Source organism: Eggerthella guodeyinii (genome assembly GCF_009834925.2).
Lineage (GTDB): Bacteria > Actinomycetota > Coriobacteriia > Coriobacteriales > Eggerthellaceae > Eggerthella > Eggerthella guodeyinii.
On the sequence record NZ_CP063310.1, the window covers coordinates 3,616,659 to 3,635,234 of the forward strand.

Sequence of the window (18,576 nt, forward strand, 5' to 3'; positions counted from 1 at the left end):
GGGTCATTCTAGCAGACGCGTCGGACGCCGCCAGCTAACATGGTGACAGGGTGATGCTTTTGACCTGGTAATATACAAATATCACAACATTCTGGTGACAACATCGCGAGCGGCGAGCACCTATAGTCTGCCGCAGACGAAGAGGCCGCGCCACCGTTGGGAGGCCTCGCATGAAACGAGAATGGAGGGGGTTGCATGTCTACAGATCGCACCACGCTGACCCGCCGCACGTTCGTCGCATCGGCCGGAGCGCTGGGAGCGCTCGCCGCCTGCGGCACCGCGGCGAGCACGCTGTACGCGCCGACGCCGCAGGCGTACGGCGACGAGAGCGGCAACGGCGAGAGCATCGTATGGACGCACTGCCACGTCAACTGCGGAGGGGCCTGCGTGCTGCAGTGCCACGTGCAGGACGGCGAGTTGAAGTACGTGGAATCGGACAACACCGGCGATGCGTCGTTCGGCGCCGTGGAGGCGCGCGCCTGCCTGCGCGGACGCTCGATCCGCCCGTGGCTGGGCAGCGCCGACCGCCTGAACTACCCCATGAAGCGCGTTGAGGGAACGAAGCGCGGCGACGGCCAGTACGAGCGCATCAGCTGGGACGAGGCGCTCGACACCATCGCCAGCGAGTTCAAGCGCATCACCGAGAAGTACGGCAACGAGAGCGTGTTCATCCAGGAATGCTCGGGCGTGGAGCAGAACATCATGATGAACAACCCGTTCTTCCGCCTGTTCAACCTGCTGGGCGGCGAAGTCACCCGTTACGGCAGCTACTCGAGCGCCGCCATCAGCTTCGGCGCCGTGCCGTACACCTACGGCAAGTCGTGGGGCAACCGCTCGCTCAAGACCATCCAGGAGGGCGAGCTGGTGGTGCTGTTCGGCTTCGCCCCGAACGACATGCGCATGGCCGGCGACGGCCCGGGGTACGACTTGAACGTGGTGCGCGAGAAGAAGAACGCCCGCATCATCGTCATCGACCCGCGCCGCAACGAGACGTGCACGAACCAGGGCGCCGAATGGATCCCCATCGTGCCGGGCACCGACGCCGCGCTCGTGGCGGGCATCGCGCACGAGCTGATCTCGCAGAACCTCGTGGACCTCGACTTCCTGCACACGTACTGCGTGGGCTTCGACGAGGAGAGCATGCCCGAGGACGCACGCGGCAAGCACCTGTCGTATCGCGACTACATCATGGGCACCGGCTACGATCAGGTGGAGAAGACGCCCGCGTGGGCCGCTTCCATCACGAAGGTCCCGGCCGAGCGCATCGTGAAGCTGGCGCACGAGATCGCCGAGTCCGACCCGTGCTACATCTGCCAGGGCCTCGGGCCGCAACGCCACACGAACGGCGACAACGCCGCGCGCGCCATCATGGTGCTGCCGCAGCTGGTCGGCCAGGTGGGCAAGCCCGGAACCACGTCGGGCGGCACCATCGGCAACGACGACATCGGCCTGAGCTCGCTGCCCACGGGAGACAACCCCGTCAAGACGAAGTTCCCGAACTTCCTGTGGCCCGAAGCCATCCGCGACGGGGCGAAGCTCACCGCCACGAACGCCGGCATCCAGAACGCCGACGGCCTCAAGGTGGGCATCAAGTTCCTCGTGAACTACGGCAACAACATGATGGCCAACCAGAACGCCGACATCAACTTCACCACCGACATCCTGCGCGACGAGAGCCTGTGCGAGTTCATCCTGCAATACGACGTGGCGTGGACCGCCTCGTGCAACTGGGCCGACATCGTGCTGCCCGACCTCACCCCGCAGGAAACGTACAGCTTGACGGCCGCCGGCGAGAGCAACGACGTGGAGGGCATCCGCTTCGGCCAGCCCCTCTACGAGCCGAAGTTCGAACGCCGCGAAGTGTACGAAGTGTGCGGCGAGCTGGCGAAGCGCCTGGGCGTGTACGACGAGTACTCCGAGGGCGGCATGACGCGCGAGGACTGGTGCCGCAAGCTCTACGACGAGCTGCGCGAGGACAAGCCCGAGCTGCCCCCGTACGACGAGGGCGTGAAGATGGGCGCGTTCACCTACGACATCGAGCCCTCCACCGACGTGGACAAGTTCATCCTCGACCCCGAGGCGAACCCGCTGAAAACCGCCACGGGCAAGATCCAGATCTACTCCCCCGAGCTTGCCGAGATGGCCGAAACGTGGACGGTGCAGGACGGCGACGTGATCTCGCCCATCCCCGTGTACTATCCGGGCTTCGACGGACCCGACGCCACCACCGACGAGTTCCCGTTCCAGATCGTGGACTTCCACCACAAGGGCACGACGCACTCGACGTACGCCGCCAACGAGGTGCTGCACAAGCTGTCGCCGTTCCAGGCGTGGATCAACCCGATCGACGCCGAGCGCCAGGGCATCGCCGACCTCGATCCCGTGCGCCTCGTGAGCGCGCAGGGCGAGATCCGCACCACGGCGAAGGTGACGAACCGCGTGATCCCCGGCGTCATCATGTACCCGCAGGGCGCGTGGCACGATGCCGACATGCAGGGCGACCGCGTGGACCACGGCGGATGCAGCAACACGTTGACCAGCCGCCATTGCGCCCCGGTGTCGAAGGGCACGGGCCAGCACAGCGTGATCGGCACGATCGAGAAGGTGGAGGGGTAAGCCATGACGCAGTACGGATTTTACTTCGACGCGACGCGCTGCACGGGCTGCAAAACGTGCGAGGCCGCGTGCCGCGATTACCATGACCTGCCGCTCGAGCTGTCGTACCGGCACGTGTACGAGCTGGAAGGCGGCTCGTGGAACCAGGCGGCCGACGGCACCTGGACCACGGATTCCTACTCGTATTACACCTCGTTCGCGTGCAGCCACTGCGCGAACCCGGCCTGCACGCACGTGTGCCCCACCGGCGCCATGCACAAGGACGACAACGGCATCGTGTCGGTTGACACGCGCCGCTGCATCGGCTGCGGCTACTGCGAGCTGGCCTGCCCCTACGGCAACCCGCATGTCGACCGCGACAAGGGCCACAGCGTGAAGTGCGACGGCTGCGCCGAGCGCGTGGCCGCGGGAAAGCAGCCCGTGTGCGTGGAGGCGTGCTCCATGCGCGCCCTGTCGTTCGGCCCGATGGACAGCCTGCCGAGCGACGGCGAGCTGGCCGCCGTGGCGCCGCTGCCCGACCCCAGCGTGACCACGCCGAACTTCCTCATCAAAGCCTGCGCCTCGTCGCAGCCGTGCGGCTCCACGTCGTGCGTCGTCGCCAACGCCGCGGAGGTGAAGTAACATGGGAACCGGATTCGAGCACACCGCGCTGGCGGTGTTCACCACCCTGGCGCCGATGGGCGCCGGAGCGTTCATCGCGCTGGCATACGCGTTCTTCGTCGGCGCGCCCGACGACGCGGCTGCGAAGCGCCTCGATCGCTGGACGGCCCTTCCGCTCGTCGTGCTGGCCGTGGGCTTCCTCGGCGCGTTCATGCACCTCGCGAGCCCCCTCAACGCCTTCGGCGTGTTTACGGGCGTCGGCTCGTCCCCGCTGTCGAACGAGATCCTCGTCGGCGTGGCGTTCGCCGCGCTGGCCGTGGTGTACTGGGTGCTGGCGCTGGCCGGAAAGCTGTCGCCGTCCGTGCGCAAGGGGCTGCTGGCCGCGCTCGTGGTGCTGGCCGTGGTGTTCGCCGCCTTCTGCGGGCTGGCCTACATGATGTACACTATCCCCACGTGGAACACGCCCTTGTCCATCGTGCAGATGGAAGGCTATATGCTGGCGGGCGGCACGGTGCTGGGCTTCTGCACCGTGGGCTTTGCCCAGGTGAGCTTACCGAAGGGTGCGGGAGCCGTGGCGCTCGCGCTGACGCTGGCCGGCGTGGCGGTGGGCACGGTGGGCTTCGGCGTGCAGATCGCGGGGCTCGACGCCATCCGCAACATCTGGTCGTCGGCCGCCGAGCTGGTGCCGGCCATCTGGGTGCTGCTGGGCGCGTTCGCGGCATGCGGCATCCTCGCCTCCGCGCTGACGTACAGCGCGGCGAAGCGGAGGCTCGCGCCGACGCTCCTGGTGGCGGCGTGCGTCGTCGTCGCCGTGGGCATCTTCGTGGCGCGCATCGGGTTCTACGGCTTGTACATGGGCATCGCGCTGTAAACGGGCGCGGCAACGGAAAGGGGCAGCAGCGGCATGGAGACGGCGCTCAACGAGATCACTCTCGTGCTGTTCACCACCATCGCTCCGGCGGGCGTCATGGGATACCTCACCATGGCGCTCGCCATCGTATTGGCCCGCGATGAAGAGCGCGCCGGCGCCATCAGCCGCTACCTCGTGGTACCGCTCGTGCTGGCCATCTCGGGGCTCATCGCGTCGGCCACCCATCTGGGAACGCCCGCGAACGCGCTGTACGTGATCACCGGCATCGGCCGCTCGCCCCTGTCGAACGAGGTGGTGGCCGCCGTGGCGTTCCTGGCGCTGGGCGGCGTGTACTGGATCCTGTCGTTCCGCGACGACCTGCGACGCTCTTTCCGCGTCGCGTGGCTGGCCGCCACCGCGGTGGCGGGCTTCGTGTTCGTGGGGTACATCGCCGTGGCGTACTCGGTGCCCTCCGTTCCCACGTGGAACCTGCCCACCGCCCCGCTGACGCTGTGGCTGAACGCGCTGTCGAGCGGGCCTTTGGTAGGGCTGTTCGGGTTGCTGCTGGCGCGCCAGGAGCCGAGCGGGCGCATGACCGCGGCGCTGCTGGCGCTGGCCGCGCTTGCCGCTGCAGGAAACGCCGTGGTGCTGGGGATGCAGTGGCAGGAGCTGCCCGGCATCGTGACCACCACCACGCGCGCCGTCGACCTGGTGCCGGCGATGCCGCTGGTCATCGGCGCGTACGTCGCGTGCGAGGCGATTGCCATCGCGCTGGGCGGCGCGGGAGCGCTGCGGCGCGCCATCGGCGCGGGCGACGACCCCTTCGCCGCCGCGCAACGCGCGCGCATGGCGCGCCTGGCGCTGACGGCGACGAGCGCGGTGCTGGCGCTGGCCGCATGCTTCGCCGTGCGCTTCACGTTCTACGCGCTGCATATGACGCTGGGAGTGTAGGAGGCGCCTCGTTTTGCGCCCACCCTGCGACTTGCTATCGCTCGAACACCACGTCTCCCATGCTCGAAGCGTCGTAGCCCACGATGGAGCCGATCTCCTCGCGGAAGGGGCGCGTGCGGGCCAGCTTCGCGATGGCGTCGGCGGCGCGCTCGCAGCCGGGACGCTTCACCAGCACGATGTCGAGCCACTCGTCTTGCAGCGGGAGGAAATCCACGCCCTCCACCTGGCGGAACACGCGCTCGGCGCCGATGCCCGCATCGGCCGCGCCCCGGGCGACGAACGAGGCCATCGACAGCGCCGAGTTCGCCTCGCGTTCATAGCCCTCGATGGCCGCCCCCGAAACGCCGCGGCGCGCCAGCTGCTCGTCCAGCAGGATGCGCGACCCGCACCCGCACTCGCGGTTCACGAGGCGCACACCCGGTCGCAGCAGGTCGTCCCAGGTGCGCAGGTTCTTCGGATTGCCCTTCGCCACGATGAGCCCCTGGCGGCGGCGCACGAGGCGCACCACCTTCAGCGGCACGCCCGGCAGCAGCCGCTTCACCGCGGCGACGTTGTACGAGTCGGTCTCGCCGTCGTACAGGTGCGTGAGCGCCGCGTGGGCCGCCCCGCGGTACAGGTCGACCAGCGCGTTGTAGCTGCCCTCGTAGATGCGGTCCACCGCAGTGTTCGTGGCTCCCAGGTAGTTCGCCAGGATGTCGCCCACGATGTCGTTGCCGGCCAGCACGAACGAGGCGGGAGCCGGCTGCGGGGCCGGGGCCGACACGGCTGCGCGCGGCAGGGCGGCGGCCGTCACCGCGGCGGCCTTCGCGCGCTTCGAGCGCGCGATGTAGTTCTCCACGTCGCCCATCGTGAAGCGCATCTTGCGGCCGACGTGGTACGACGCCAGCTCGTCGGCCTTCACCAGCTTGTAGACCGAGCTGCGGCTCACCTGCAGCAAGCCGGCCACCTCGTCCGCTGTCAACGCGTCGTCGTTGCGCATGCCGCCCCCTCCGTCAGTCTTCGATGCCCCACAGCTTCTTCAACTCGCGGTTGATCTCGTTCGCGTTCGCCGGAATGCCCACGTCGCGCGGCATCGGCTTCCGCTTTCCACGGCCGCCTTTCGACTTCGCGGGCGCGGAGGCGCCGGCGAACAGGCGCTCCGAGGGAAGCACGTCGATCCCATGCAGCGCGACGGCCCGGCATCGCTCGGCCAGCTCGCGGTCGGACGTCACCACGCCGATGTGCTCGGACGCGCGGCGCACGCGCTCGACGATGGCGTCGTCGGCCGTGGGCAGGCGCGTGTACGCCACCTTGTCGCCGGCCGGACGCACCACGCCCTCGCCGCCGGCGGCGTCCCACACGATCGTGTACGATGACGAACCCAGCACGCGCGCAGCCGTGGCGCGCAGACGCCGCTCGAGCGCGTCGCGCTGCTCGGCGATCGAGAGCCCGCTCGTCGCGGGATCGCGCTTCGTCACGTTGTAGCCGTCCACGAGATACCGCACGGTCGTCCATCCTCGAAATCGTCCTCATGCACACATAATCTTCGACTCAGTATAAACCCTATCGGGCGCGGCGCAACGCACAAGCTTCATGGCTCCTCCACGGGTTCGCACGGTTTCGTGCACGAGAATGCACGAGCGTGAACGAGAATGCACGAACCGGAGTCATTTTCCGCGGACCTCTTCCGCACCGCGTCCGAACCCGCGATACTGCAACCATACCGAACGGGCTCCGGACAGGACGGAAGCCCCCAACGAAAGGAACCTGCTATGAAGATTTCCGCTCGCAACCAGCTCAAGGGTACCGTGTCCGCCGTCGCCGAGGGCGCCGTCAACGGCGTCGTCTCCATCGACCTGGGCTCCACCACGGTGAAGGCCGACATCACCATGGAAGCCATCAACGACCTGGGCCTCAAAGAGGGCATCGACGCCGTCGCCATCATCAAGGCCAGCAACGTGATGTTCGCCGCCGGCTCCGAGCGCATCCAGGGCATCTCGGCTCGCAACCAGATCGCCGGAACCATCGTGTCCGTGAAGAAGGGCGCCGTGAACGGCCACGTGGCCATCGAGACCGCCGAGGGCGCGCGCATCATGGGCTCCATCACGAACGAGGCCATCGAGGACCTGGGCCTGGCCGAGGGTGCCGCCGCCCTGGCTATCGTGAAGTCCACCGACGTCATCGTGGGCGTCGAGTAACCTCCCGCTCTCCCCTCCCCGGTTTTTTGCACCTCGCAAGGCCGCGTCCTGGACGCGGCCTTTTGCGTTATGCGGCGCGTTCCGCTACCATGCTTCTTTGTTATCCAAGGCTAACAAAGAAAGCGAGCATGTTGTGATCCTCGTTCTTATCGCTGAAATCGTGAGCGCCCTCGTCGCGCTGGCCCTCGTCGTCGCCATGGTCGTGTCATGGGTGCGATCCGCCCGCGAGAAGCGGGCGGCGCGATCCGCGCCCCCATCGGACAAACGCCGCGCGCGCCACCGGACGCTGTCGATGATCCTCGTGGCGGCCGTGATCGTCCACGGCGCGTGCGCGACGGTTTACGCGTCGGGTGCCAACCCGCTTGCCTACGCGTTCGGCTGGGCGGCGCTGGCCCTGCTGGTCGCGTCGGGCGCCTGCATGATGCCGCCGCTTCGCTCGAAGCTCGCCCATGCTTCCACCTGGCACAACGGGTTGTTCGTCGCGGCTCTCGCGTTCATCGTCGCGCACGCGGTGGCAGGTCGGCTGTAGCGTCGCCGTCCTCCGTCCCACCCTGCGTCCCCCCTTGCGGAACGTCGTGCAGCACCCCGGCGAGGAGGTAGCGCAGGTACTCGTACGCCTGCGCCTTCGTGCAGCGGCGCTCGCCCAGCAGGCTCCATTCCAGCACGAGGAACAGCGTGTTGCCGTAATGATCGGCGATCAGCTCGTAGGGGATGCGGCTCGCCACGCGTTCGGGGCACGCGCGCAGCAGCGCGCGGATCTCGGTTTGCATGATGCCGCGCAGGTGGTTCAGCAGATAGCCCGAGCCGGCATTGTGGGCGAGCGTGCGCTTGACGGCGTCGAGATGGGCGACGCACAGGTCGTACGCGCGGTCGAAGCACGTGCGCAGCCCCTCCTCCGCGTCCATCGACGAGGCTTCGTCCAACCGCAGATGCGCGCCGATGCGCATCCAGCCGTAATCCAGCAGGTCGTACTTGTCGTCGAAGTAGTTGTAGAACGTCGCGCGCGGATACCCGGCGCGCTGGCACAGCTCGTTGACCGTCACCTGCTCGAACGGCTGCTCGGCCAGCAGGGCCAGCAGCGACCCCGAGAAGGCGTCGAGCGTGCGTTGCGCCCCGCGCGTGGGTTTTTTCGACACGTCGTACTTCATCGCCGGCCTTCCTTTCGACGTTTGCGCTTCTGGGTGCAGCCGCCTCCATCCTGGGCAGAATCGCGCGATTCGTCCAACGTTTGACAGAGCGGGCGAAGCCGTCTCTTGCGCTGTCCCGCCGCTCATTCTATGGTTGATTCCAGCAATTGACAAGTGTCCAGAATTTGACAGATGCACAGGCGCACGCATGCTGCGCGATGCGGGAGGAACCGATGATCTTCTACTATTCAGCCACCGGAAACAGTCAGCACGTGGCGCGCCGCCTCGCCGACGCGCTCGACGACCGCGCCGTTTCGATCCTCGCGTGCCGGGAAGCCGGGGGCGCGTCGTTCGAGCTTGCGGAGGGCGAGGCCGTCGGCTTCGTCACGCCCACGTACTTCATGGGGCTGCCCACCCTCATGACCGATTTCTTCGACGCCCTCGACCTCCGCGCAAGCGGCGGCGCAAGCCCGTACGCCTACCTCGTGGCCACGTTCGGCAACTTCAGCGGCACGACGCGCGCCATGACCGCCGATGCGCTGCGCGACCGGGGCATCCCGTTGGCCGCCGCGTTCGGCGTGCGCATGGTGGACACCTGGACGCCCCTGTTCGACGTGTCGGACGGGGAGCGCAACCTGCGCATCACGCGCGAGGCCGACGCGCGCATCGACGACATCGCCGCGCGCGTGCGCGCTCGGGAGACGGGCGCGCATCGCATCCGCACGGGGCCGCCCCTCGTCGGCTCGCTCATGCACGCGCATTGGCGCGCCCGTCGATCCACCGCGCCGTTCTTCGTGGAACCCGCTTGCGTCGGCTGCGGCGCGTGCGCCCGGAACTGCCCCGTGGGCGCCATCCGCATGGAGGACGGCGCGCCCGTATGGACGGCGGACACGTGCGCGCAGTGCCTCGCGTGCCTGCATCGCTGCCCCACGTTCGCCATCCAGCACGGGCCGAACACGAAAAAGCACGGACAGTGGGTGCATCCCGGCGAAATTCTGGCGTAAAACCCGCAAACTCGAAACTCTCTGAAACAATTGCGCCCCCTGGCTCGTATGCTTGAGCAAGGGGGTGAGTCGATGTCAGCAGAAAACCGCGCGCAGCCGCGCCGCAGCGAGGCGTTCATGGCGCGCGCCATGGCCGATTGGGGCGATGCCGTGTATCGCCTGGCGCTGGGCCAAACGCGTTCGAAGGCCGACGCCGAGGACGTGTACCAAGACGTGTTCATGCGGCTGTACAGCGACGCCACCGAGTTCACGAGCACCGAGCATCTGAAGGCGTGGCTGCTACGCGTGACCATCAACCGCTGCCGCGACCTGGCGAAATCGAATTGGAACCGCCGCACCGTCGCGTTCGACCCCGTGCGCGACGACGTTGCCGAACTCGTGCGCGACCCCGCCGACGCCGACGTGTGGGACGCGGTGGGCCAGCTGCCCGACAACCTGCGCTCGTCCGTGCACCTGCACTACGTCGAAGGCTACACCACCGACGAGATAGCCCGCATGCTGAACAGCCAGCCCGCCACCGTGCGCACCTGGCTGTCACGCGCCCGCGCGCGGGTGAAAGACCTGTTGACGGGTCGGAAGGAGCGGGAGAGCACGCTTGCTGCGACCCTTCCGCTCATCGCGGCCGACCCCTGCGACCCCCGAAAGGAGGTGCCCCATGACTGACGACCCTTTGACCCGATACGCCGCTTTGATGAACAGGGCCCACGCGCCGCGCGACCTCTCGCGCGCCGTCCTCGATCGCATCGAGCGCCAGCAGAGCGAGCAAACCAGACCGACCGGACCGCGCCATCAAGCCGCCGAAACAGGCCCTGCACCTGCGACGTTCTCCGTCAAGCGGCACCGATTCAGGGGCTTCGCGATAGCGGCGTGCCTGCTGCTGCTCGCATCCATCGTGGGACTGTCGCTGGCGCTGCCCCACTTCGCCAAGCACGGCCAGCCGCTCGGATTCGCCATCAACGCCTACGGGGCGTCGGGCAACTCGCTGCTGGCCATGGGCGAGGACGGGCGCATCCTGTTCGAGGCCGACATCCTGTTCCGCGTGCCGCCGGACGACCGCTACGCCGACGAGGGCGTGTACACCGGCTGCATGTTCCGCATCGAAGGCACCGACATCGTGCGCGTGCAGGCGCACATCGACAAGGGCGAGCTGTACCGCTACACCTACGACGAGTTCACGTCGGGCACCAGCCCCGATCGCTGGGCCGAGGCGCTCGAATGGAACACGACGCTCATCGGCGAAGGGGCGTTCTTCAGCGCGTACGACCTGGTGCAGCCGATCAGCTCCCCCACCGAGGGCGAGCAGCCCGACAGCGAAAGCGTCGGCGTGAAGTGCTATCAGCGACTGGGCAGCACCATCGATCTGCCCGTCACCGACGAAGCGGGCTCGCGGCTGTCCGATTACTGCTTCGGACTGTGGACGAACGAGGATGCCGGCGTGGTCACCGGCTACCAGGATTACATCGACACGCTCGACGGCGCCACGCTCACCATCACCATCGAGAAGGCGGACGGCACCCACGCCACGAAGACCATCGAGCTGACCGCCGCCGACGTGAAGGCGAAGCTCGTGCCGTCTGAAACGAATGCCACGCCCGAGCTTGAGCTGATCCCGCAGATCGTCGACCCGTTCGAGGGCGGCGTGCAGGAGATGCTCAACAAGCGCAACGAGGGATTCACCTGGATCCACACCCTGTACGGCACCGTGGTCGAGGAAACCTGCGAGCCCTTCCCGTTCGCGGACGAGCAGCTGCCCAGCCTCGATCGCCCGCTCACCGAGCCGGCCGCCGAGCCCTCGGTGGAAGAGGCGCCCGCGGAGCCCGAGGAGGAGGTCACGCCCGAGGACAGCTGGGTGGTGTGCAAGAACCCGCTGCGCCTGGGCGAGACGATCGACGTGCGGTTTCCCACCAACGTGACCGACGATCAGCAGGCATCGAGCGGGTCAACCGAAGGCTTGCTGACCTGCACGAACGGTACCGCCAGCACGCAGCTTCCCGAGGGGGTAACGGCGGCCGATCTCGCGTCGCTCCACCAGGCGCCCTTCGGCGAGTTGCATATCGAGGAGGACGGTTCCATCAGCGAGGGATTCGCGTACGCGACCATCGACGTTACGGTAAAGAACACCTCGGACAAGCTGCTGTACGCGGATACGGCACAGGGCTGGTTCGGCACCATCAAGGAGCTGGACGGCGAGCAGTTCTTCGCTCAAAGCAAGTCTTCTTGGCCGCTGTGGGCAAGCGGCATCGAGCATCCGACGAACAGCTGGAACGGGAGCTCGTTCTTCATGCCGATCCAGCCCGGCGAGACGAAGACGTTCACGGTGCTGCACGTTGTCGCCGTCGACGAGCTGGCCGACCCCACGTTCTCGTACCACTACCGCAACACCTCTTACGGCGGTCGCACCACCGCCACCTACCGTATCGGCAGCCTCGAACTGCCTTAACGGAAACCCCGCGGCGCCCACCCCCTCCCAGCGCCGCGGGGATTTTTTCCTCCTCTCCGGAACAATCCCCCTTTCCCACCCGTATTGGTACCAGAGAGGTGAATGCATGCGCTTACCGTTCCAACGACACACGAACCGCGCCGTCGCGCGCGGCAGCTCGAAACCGCTGCGCTCGGACGCGTTCCTCCGCCGCGCCATGGGCGCCTGGGGCGATACCGTGCTGCGCGTCGCGCTTGCGCAGACCGGCTCGCCGAGCGACGCCGACGACGTGTTCCAAGACGTGTTCATGCGCCTGCTGGAGAACGACACCGCATTCGAAAACGACGAGCATCTGAAGGCGTGGCTGCTGCGCGTGACCATCAACCGCTGCCGCGACCTGACACGTTCGGTTTGGAACCGTCGCACCGAGGGCTTCGAGCGACAGCACGTCGAAGTCGCCGCGCCCGACGCGTTCCGCGCCGACATCTGGGAGGTGGTCGGCGCGCTGCCGCCCGACCTGCGCGCCGTGGTGCACCTGTTCTACGTCGAAGGCTACGCCACCGAAGAGATCGCGGCCATCGTGGAGTGCCAACCCAGCACCGTGCGGACCCGCCTCCACCGAGCCCGCCAGCAACTGAGAACCACGCTGCAAAACGAGAAGGACGCAGCCATATCAGCCCGAACCGAACCGGAAAGGAGTTGAGCTATGGGCGAAAACCGAACACCCGGCCATCGGCCGACCATGGACGATTACCGCGCCATGATGCGCGATGCGCACGCCTCTGACCAGCTGAAGGAAGCCGTCCTTGGCGAAGCACGCGCGCGTCGCAGCGGCGGGCGCCCGGCTCTTTTCAGGGGCAGCCGCATCAAGATTCTCGCGATAGCAGCCTGCCTCGTACTCGTGGTGGGCCTCGGAACAACTGCGCTCGCCCTCAACTCGCCCGTTGGTTTCGGCAATCTCGACGACAAGGCAGCCGAACCCATCGAACCCGATGCGAACCCCGAAACCGATGCGAACGCCGAATCGGGCAACTCAGCGACGCTCCACACGGAAGAATTCACGGGCGGCGGCGGTTTCAGCGGCCCGTGGTACAACCCCGCCGACGACACGTTCTGGAGCTGGGAGTGGGCCGGCTACAAGTACCACTTCCCCGTGTACTGCACCGGAAGCAACATCGAGTCGATCACGTACGAAATCGAGGGCGAGCGCAGCTACTTCGAGATCATCGACAAGACCGTCACTGCTGAGCAGCACGAAAACGGCGTCCATACGTACCATTACCCTAAGTCCGTGACGTTCGACTACGATCACCAGGAATCGATCGACGATGAGCGCATCGTGGAACTCTACATCGGATTCCCTCTGTCGGATTCCGGCCTCGAAGCGTACCGCAGACTGCGAGCCGAGGGACATTCGGAAGAAGCAAGCCGCCAGCTAGACACCGCCGTCGAAAAGGGTGCTGCGCAGGAGATCTCGGCTTCCCGGCTTACCATGACCGTCACGTTCGCCGACGGCTCGTCGCAAACGAAGGTGTACGTCATAGCCGCCTCCGACCTCGACGACCCGACAACCTACACCATCACCGAGATCGTTGAGGAGTAGCGTACGCTGGACAGAATCGCGTCTTTTCCGAAAAAGTTCGATCGCGAGGGAACGTTTCCCTCATCTGTCGCATATTACAGATGAGGAGGTGGCCAACATCGACAACAATCCCCGATCCGAGCGCTTCATGGAACACGCCCTGACAAGATGGGGCGCGCTTGTGTATCGCATCGCGCTCAACCAGACGCGCTCGCCTTTCGACGCCGACGATGTGGCGCAAGACGTGTTCATCAGCCTGCTTCAAGACGCGACCGCGTTCACCAATGACGAGCATCTCAAAGCGTGGCTCATCTGCGTCACGATCAATCGTTGCCGCGCGCTGCATCGGTCGGCATGGAAGCGGCACGTCGATGCGACCGATGCCGCATCGCCCGCGTTCGCCAACCTTGAAGCGCCCGCCCAAGCCCTCGTCACGAGCGATGTGTGGGATGCGGTTACACGCCTGCCCGCCGACATGCGTTTGATTGTGCATCTGCACTACTTCGAGGGCTATCCCCTTGAGGAAATCGCACGATTGCTCAGCTGCAATCCTGCCACCGTGCGCACGCGGCTGCACCGTGCGCGGAAACGGCTCAAACTCGATCTGGAACAGGAGGCCGCACGTGAAACATGCGAATATGCACGAGTACCGTTCCCTGATGAACAACGTTGACCTGCCCGATCACGTCCGAGACACCGTTATGCAAGAAACGCGACGAGCAGAAAGCGGCTCGACTTCGCGGAGGACCGCCTCACGACACGCCCCGCAACGGCCGCACACCATGCATCGCTTCGTTGCGGCAGGCGCATGCGCGCTCGCGCTCGCTGCAGGCATCGGCATCGTCGGCAGCATCGCCATGAAACCCGCTCCCGAGCAATCCGACGCTCCCCTCGTCTCGCCGGACAATCCCAACGGCAACTTCTTCACGCTCGCCGCTTATGCGGCGGAGAACCCCGAAGCCGAGCCGGGGAAAACGGTCGAGGTGAGCCTTGGGAGGTTCAGCCCGGGCAGCTCAATGGGGCAGATAAACCTGCTCACCGGCGAGGAGTACGCAGATGGCCGACACGTATACGCCTTCATATTCGACGTCACGTGCACCGGCGAGAACATCCAGTCGATCACGTACGAGATCTCAGGCAACGATGCCTATTTCGAGTCGTACGACGAAGAGGAGTTCCTTCGCGCTCACGGCGTATACGGCGACGACGATCCCGCGGTCGAGAACGGGTACACCATCAACGACGAAAGCACGTTCACCGTTGACTACGAGAGCCAGGACCTGCGCGAAAACCTCATCAGCTGCCACCTCCTCGTACCCTTCACTATGCGCACGGAAACGCAAACTCTCATGGAGCAGCTTGTGCGCAGCGAAGGAGACGAGTACCTGGCTTCGATGAACGCGGCCTTTGCCGCCGAAGCAGCCGACGCGTCGCAGGCGCTTTCGCAATCGCAGCTCAAGCTGACCGCCACCTTTGCCGATGGAAGCACGCAATCGAAATCGTACGTCATCGCGCCGGTCGACGGCTTCGAAGAGACGTATCGCGCGTACCTCGATACCCAGCGTGCACTCTTCGAAGAGCAGGGAACGACCGAGGGCCTCGAGGAACCCAAGCTCTACACCATCACCGAGGTCGTCGAGGGATAAGCTGCGGGGAGGGTGCGCCGAGCGAGACGCGCCCTCCCCATCGACTTCACTCGAGGAACAGGGCGTTCGTAGGCTCGAGGGCTCGCGCCAGCTCCTCCTCGGTTGGCAGGCAAAGCATGTAGCGCGACGCGAACAGTCCCTTCTTGTCGGCCAACGCGGAGTACTTGGCCACGGTGGCGTCCTTCGTTGCACAAAGGAGGTCTTTGAGCAGCCCATCGGCTTCGGTAGTCGGCTCAAGCTGCTTCACCTCTTGACGCACGGCTGCGCACGGTCCACCGCTGATCGACGGCTTCGCGCATATAGAACAAGCGCTTTCTCTCGTCCTCCACACGTATGAGCAGGCGATAGTGGGACCAGCTCACATGTGCCGAAGAGCACGCTCGGTGAACCCCTTCCCGAATTCCGTCGTCAGCCGCTCGGACAGGTACTCCATCAGGTGCTTGCCGTACTCGGCGCGATCTCCCTGCGCTTCCACGATCTGGCGGCCGATCTCCCAATACGCCCCGACCATCGCATCGTCGCCACAGCTGTCCGGTTCTTGAGTTATGCACCCTCATGGCAGATCCAATCGCCCTCCATCGAGTGCCTTGCGCGCGAAAGTTTAGAATAACCCCAGGTCGGAAGTCATCCGTGCGAGCAAGGCGTCGCACATGGGGCATCGCGAGGGTGCATAACTCGGGAACCGGGCGCTTTTCGGGAGCTTTCGATGACACAAGGGTGCATAACTCGGGAACTTCGCTCGGGAGCGGTCCCGCGGCCGCCCAAGTCTCTCTAGCTCGTGTCGCAGCCACCCGAAATCGTTGAAGGGCAGACCGGGCCCTCTTCAAAAACGTAACTCCCGCACACCGAAAAAAGGGCCGGATCTTTCGATCCGGCCCCGGAGATTGCTGGGCGCTTGCTGCTGGTGTGCTGGTGGCTCGTTCGCGAGTGTGGTGACGGGTGCGCCCCGGTTTCAAACCGGCCGAAGCCAGTGGTTAGGCGGTCACCTGCGCTTTCATCGCATTGATGCGCTGGAACACGGCCGAAGCACCCGGGATGACGTCCACGGAGCCGTCGGCGGACACGGACAGCAGCGTCGGCGCCTGCATGATGCGGTAGCGCTGAGCGAGCTCCACGTTCTCCTCGGCCAGCAGCTCCTCGTAGGGAATGCCGGCGGCATCCATCTCGGCCGCGGCGAACTTGCAGTTCGGGCACGTGCGCGTGGCGACGAGGTAGAGGCCCGCGGGAAGCGTGCTGTGGTCGGGGGCGGGTTCCGCGACGGGAACCGTCACGTGCGAGCCCGCTTGTCCGGCGGTCTCGGCCGCGGCCGTCACGGCCACGGAGCCTTCGCGCGTCAAATGCGAATGCCCCAGGTCGTACTCAACGCGGTCGGCGAACTCCTGCGACTTGCCGTCGTTCCAGTTCTTCACCGGACGGTAGTAGCCGGTGATGCGCGAGTACACCTCGGTCTCCTCGTGGCAGCACGGGCACTCGTACACCTCGCCGGCGATGTAGCCGTGGTTCTTGCACACGGAGTACGTGGGCGACATGGTGTAATACGGCAGCTTGTAGTTCTCGGCGATCTTGCGCACGAGCGTGGCGGCCGCCTTCCAGTCGGGCAGCTTCTCGCCCAGGAACGCGTGGAACACGGTGCCGGACGTGTACAGCGTCTGCAGCCCGTCCTGCACGTCGAGCGCGCTGAAGACGTCGTCGGTGAAGCCCACCGGCAGGTGCGACGAGTTCGTGTAGTACGGCTTGCCCTGCTCGTTGGCCGTGATGATCTGGGGGAACTGCTCCTTGTCGTGCTTGGCGAAGCGGTACGTGGTGCTCTCGGCCGGCGTGGCCTCGAGGTTGTACAGATCGCCGTACTGCTCCTGGTAGTCGGCCAGGCGGGCGCGCATGTGGTTGAGCACGTCCTTCGTGAACGCCTGCGCCGGCTCCTGCGTCATGTCGGCGCGCAGCCACTGGGCGTTCAGGCACGCTTCGTTCATGCCCACCAGGCCGATCGTGGAGAAGTGGTTCTCGAACGTGCCCAGATAGCGCTTCGTGTACGGGTACAGGCCCGCGTCGAGCAGGCGCGTGACCACTTCGCGCTTCGTGTGCAGCGAGCGCGCGGAGACGTCCATGAGATGGTCGAGGCGACGGTAGAAGTCGGTCTCGTCGGTGGCGAGGTAGGCCAGGCGCGGCATGTTGATGGTGACCACGCCGATGGAGCCCGTGGACTCGCCCGAGCCGAAGAACCCGCCCGACTTCTTGCGCAGCTCGCGCAGGTCGAGGCGCAGGCGGCAACACATGGAGCGCACGTCGGACGGCTCCATGTCGGAGTTGATGTAGTTCGAGAAGTACGGGGTGCCGTACTTGCTGGTCATCTCGAACAGCAGCTTGTTGTTCTCCGTCTCGCTCCAATCGAAGTCCTTCGTGATGGAGTAGGTGGGGATGGGGTACTGGAAGCCGCGGCCGTTCGCGTCGCCTTCGATCATGATCTCGATGAACGCCTTGTTCACCATGTCCATCTCGGCCTTGCAGTCGCCGTAGGTGAAGTCCATCTCCTTGCCGCCCACGATGGCCGGCTGATCGCGCAGGTCGGCCGGGCACACCCAGTCGAGCGTGATGTTGCTGAACGGTGCCTGCGTGCCCCAGCGCGACGGCGTGTTGACGCCGAACACGAACGACTCGACGCACTGCTTCGTCTCCTCGTAGGACAGGTCGTCGACCTTCACGAAGGGCGCGAGGTAGGTGTCGAAGCTCGAGAACGCCTGGGCGCCGGCCCACTCGTTCTGCATGATGCCGAGGAAGTTCACCATCTGGTTGCACAGGCTGGACAGGTGGCTGGCCGGCTTCGACGTGATCTTGCCCGGCACGCCGCCGAGGCCTTCCTGGATGAGCTGCTTGAGCGACCACCCTGCGCAGTAGCCCGTCAGCATGGACAGGTCGTGCAGGTGGATGTCGGCGTTGCGGTGAGCCTTCGCCACCTCGTCGTCGTAGATCTCGCTGAGCCAGTAGTTCGCCGTGATGGCGCCCGAGTTCGAGAGGATCAGGCCGCCGACGGAGTACGTGACCGTGGAGTTCTCCTTCACGCGCCAGTCCTCCACCTTGACGTACTGGTCCACGAGATCCTTGTAGTCGAGCAGCGTCGCGTTGGCGTTACGCACCTTCTCGCGCTGCTTGCGGTACAGGATGTAGGACTTCGCCACGTCGGCGTACCCGGCTGTGGAAAGCACCTCCTCCACGCTGTCCTGCACGTCCTCGACGCTGACGATGCCGTCCTTGATGCGGGGTTCGAAATGCGCGGTCACGTTGAGGGCCAGCAGGTCGATCGTAGAAGGATGGTACTGCTTCTCCAACGCGTCGAACGCCTTGGCGATGGCGCTCGAAATCTTTGCGATATCGAATTCCGCGATCTTGCCGTCGCGCTTCTGAACCTCGTACATGCTCGCTCCTTTTGCTGTGGATTCGCTTCGTTTATGCGGCCTCGGGCAGTTGGGCCGCGCCTCGTTTGCGGTAGACCACACCCTACCAGCGTCGTGGGGGTCAGTCAATGACTGTCACCCACATGTTGAAGATACAACCACAAAGCACAACTATATATGGTAGGTTTTGCCATCTGGGGTTTTGCGCGGGCGCT

General features: G+C 65.7%; 19 protein-coding genes. 13 read left to right on the top strand and 6 right to left on the bottom strand.

Going from position 1 to position 18,576, the window contains the following annotated elements:
• Positions 1-195 precede the first annotated feature (195 nt).
• The 4 genes from GS424_RS15465 to GS424_RS15480 are packed head-to-tail and all read left to right on the top strand — an operon-like array spanning position 196 to position 5,017.
• Positions 196-2,616, top strand: a complete 2,421-nt coding sequence (locus GS424_RS15465; protein WP_160941346.1) for a DMSO/selenate family reductase complex A subunit — start codon at positions 196-198, stop codon at positions 2,614-2,616.
• 3 nt (positions 2,617-2,619) lie between these two features.
• Positions 2,620-3,237, top strand: coding sequence for a DMSO/selenate family reductase complex B subunit (locus tag GS424_RS15470; RefSeq protein ID WP_160941347.1), 618 nt, complete (start codon positions 2,620-2,622; stop codon positions 3,235-3,237).
• A gap of 1 nt (position 3,238) precedes the next feature.
• Entirely contained in the window at positions 3,239-4,087 is an 849-nt protein-coding gene (locus tag GS424_RS15475) for a dimethyl sulfoxide reductase anchor subunit family protein (RefSeq protein WP_160941348.1), read from the top strand.
• 33 nt (positions 4,088-4,120) lie between these two features.
• Entirely contained in the window at positions 4,121-5,017 is an 897-nt protein-coding gene (locus GS424_RS15480; RefSeq protein WP_160941349.1) for a dimethyl sulfoxide reductase anchor subunit family protein, read from the top strand.
• Positions 5,018-5,051: 34 nt separating this feature from the next.
• On the opposite strand, the gene GS424_RS15485 is transcribed toward GS424_RS15480, so the two are convergent.
• Together GS424_RS15485 and GS424_RS15490 are read right to left on the bottom strand one after the other, a co-directional pair.
• Positions 5,052-5,996, bottom strand: coding sequence for a substrate-binding domain-containing protein (locus GS424_RS15485; RefSeq protein WP_160941350.1), 945 nt, complete (start codon positions 5,994-5,996; stop codon positions 5,052-5,054).
• Positions 5,997-6,009: 13 nt separating this feature from the next.
• Positions 6,010-6,501 (bottom strand): NYN domain-containing protein, encoded by a 492-nt coding sequence (locus GS424_RS15490; RefSeq protein WP_160941351.1) that lies wholly within the window; start codon positions 6,499-6,501, stop codon positions 6,010-6,012.
• A 267-nt stretch (positions 6,502-6,768) separates the two neighbouring features.
• On the opposite strand from GS424_RS15490, the gene GS424_RS15495 reads away from it, so the two are divergent.
• Both GS424_RS15495 and GS424_RS15500 read left to right on the top strand, forming a co-directional pair.
• Positions 6,769-7,194, top strand: coding sequence for a TOBE domain-containing protein (locus GS424_RS15495; protein WP_160941352.1), 426 nt, complete (start codon positions 6,769-6,771; stop codon positions 7,192-7,194).
• 133 nt (positions 7,195-7,327) lie between these two features.
• Positions 7,328-7,723: a hypothetical protein gene (locus GS424_RS15500; protein WP_160941353.1), complete on the top strand. Its 396-nt coding sequence runs from the start codon at positions 7,328-7,330 to the stop codon at positions 7,721-7,723.
• Here GS424_RS15500 and GS424_RS15505 read toward each other — a convergent pair.
• Positions 7,689-8,342, bottom strand: a complete 654-nt coding sequence (locus GS424_RS15505) for a TetR/AcrR family transcriptional regulator (RefSeq protein ID WP_160941354.1) — start codon at positions 8,340-8,342, stop codon at positions 7,689-7,691. The two genes, GS424_RS15500 and GS424_RS15505, sit on opposite strands and share 35 nt — an antisense overlap.
• Before the next feature lie 212 nt (positions 8,343-8,554).
• On the opposite strand from GS424_RS15505, the gene GS424_RS15510 reads away from it, so the two are divergent.
• The 7 genes from GS424_RS15510 (at position 8,555) to GS424_RS15540 (ending at position 14,972) form a co-directional block, all read left to right on the top strand.
• Positions 8,555-9,325, top strand: a complete 771-nt coding sequence (locus tag GS424_RS15510) for an EFR1 family ferrodoxin (RefSeq protein ID WP_160941355.1) — start codon at positions 8,555-8,557, stop codon at positions 9,323-9,325.
• A gap of 72 nt (positions 9,326-9,397) precedes the next feature.
• Complete coding sequence (locus GS424_RS15515; RefSeq protein WP_160941356.1) at positions 9,398-9,988, top strand: RNA polymerase sigma factor; 591 nt, start codon at positions 9,398-9,400, stop codon at positions 9,986-9,988.
• Positions 9,981-11,765 (top strand): hypothetical protein, encoded by a 1,785-nt coding sequence (locus GS424_RS15520; protein ID WP_160941357.1) that lies wholly within the window; start codon positions 9,981-9,983, stop codon positions 11,763-11,765. Before GS424_RS15515 ends, GS424_RS15520 begins: the two co-directional genes overlap by 8 nt.
• Before the next feature lie 106 nt (positions 11,766-11,871).
• Complete coding sequence (locus GS424_RS15525; RefSeq protein ID WP_160941358.1) at positions 11,872-12,447, top strand: RNA polymerase sigma factor; 576 nt, start codon at positions 11,872-11,874, stop codon at positions 12,445-12,447.
• Between the two features lie 3 nt (positions 12,448-12,450).
• A complete protein-coding gene (locus GS424_RS15530; protein WP_160941359.1) occupies positions 12,451-13,347 on the top strand; it encodes a hypothetical protein in 897 nt (298 codons plus the stop codon).
• 88 nt (positions 13,348-13,435) lie between these two features.
• The gene (locus GS424_RS15535) at positions 13,436-13,999 is read left to right on the top strand and encodes an RNA polymerase sigma factor (protein ID WP_244977577.1); all 564 of its coding nucleotides are present in this window, start codon (positions 13,436-13,438) and stop codon (positions 13,997-13,999) included.
• On the top strand, positions 13,950-14,972 hold the full coding sequence (locus GS424_RS15540) for a hypothetical protein (RefSeq protein ID WP_160941360.1): 1,023 nt from the start codon (positions 13,950-13,952) through the stop codon (positions 14,970-14,972). Before GS424_RS15535 ends, GS424_RS15540 begins: the two co-directional genes overlap by 50 nt.
• A gap of 46 nt (positions 14,973-15,018) precedes the next feature.
• Here GS424_RS15540 and GS424_RS18085 read toward each other — a convergent pair whose 3' ends face one another.
• The 3 genes from GS424_RS18085 to GS424_RS15550 all read right to left on the bottom strand — a co-directional run bounded on the left by GS424_RS18085 (position 15,019) and on the right by GS424_RS15550 (position 18,382).
• On the bottom strand, positions 15,019-15,144 hold the full coding sequence (locus tag GS424_RS18085) for a hypothetical protein (protein ID WP_280527510.1): 126 nt from the start codon (positions 15,142-15,144) through the stop codon (positions 15,019-15,021).
• Positions 15,145-15,330: 186 nt separating this feature from the next.
• Positions 15,331-15,483: a DUF1016 N-terminal domain-containing protein gene (locus GS424_RS18175; RefSeq protein WP_244977578.1), complete on the bottom strand. Its 153-nt coding sequence runs from the start codon at positions 15,481-15,483 to the stop codon at positions 15,331-15,333.
• Positions 15,484-15,946: 463 nt separating this feature from the next.
• Positions 15,947-18,382 carry a ribonucleoside triphosphate reductase gene (locus GS424_RS15550; RefSeq protein WP_160941361.1) on the bottom strand — a complete coding sequence of 812 codons (2,436 nt, stop codon included), beginning with the start codon at positions 18,380-18,382 and terminating at the stop codon, positions 15,947-15,949.
• Positions 18,383-18,576 lie beyond the last annotated feature (194 nt).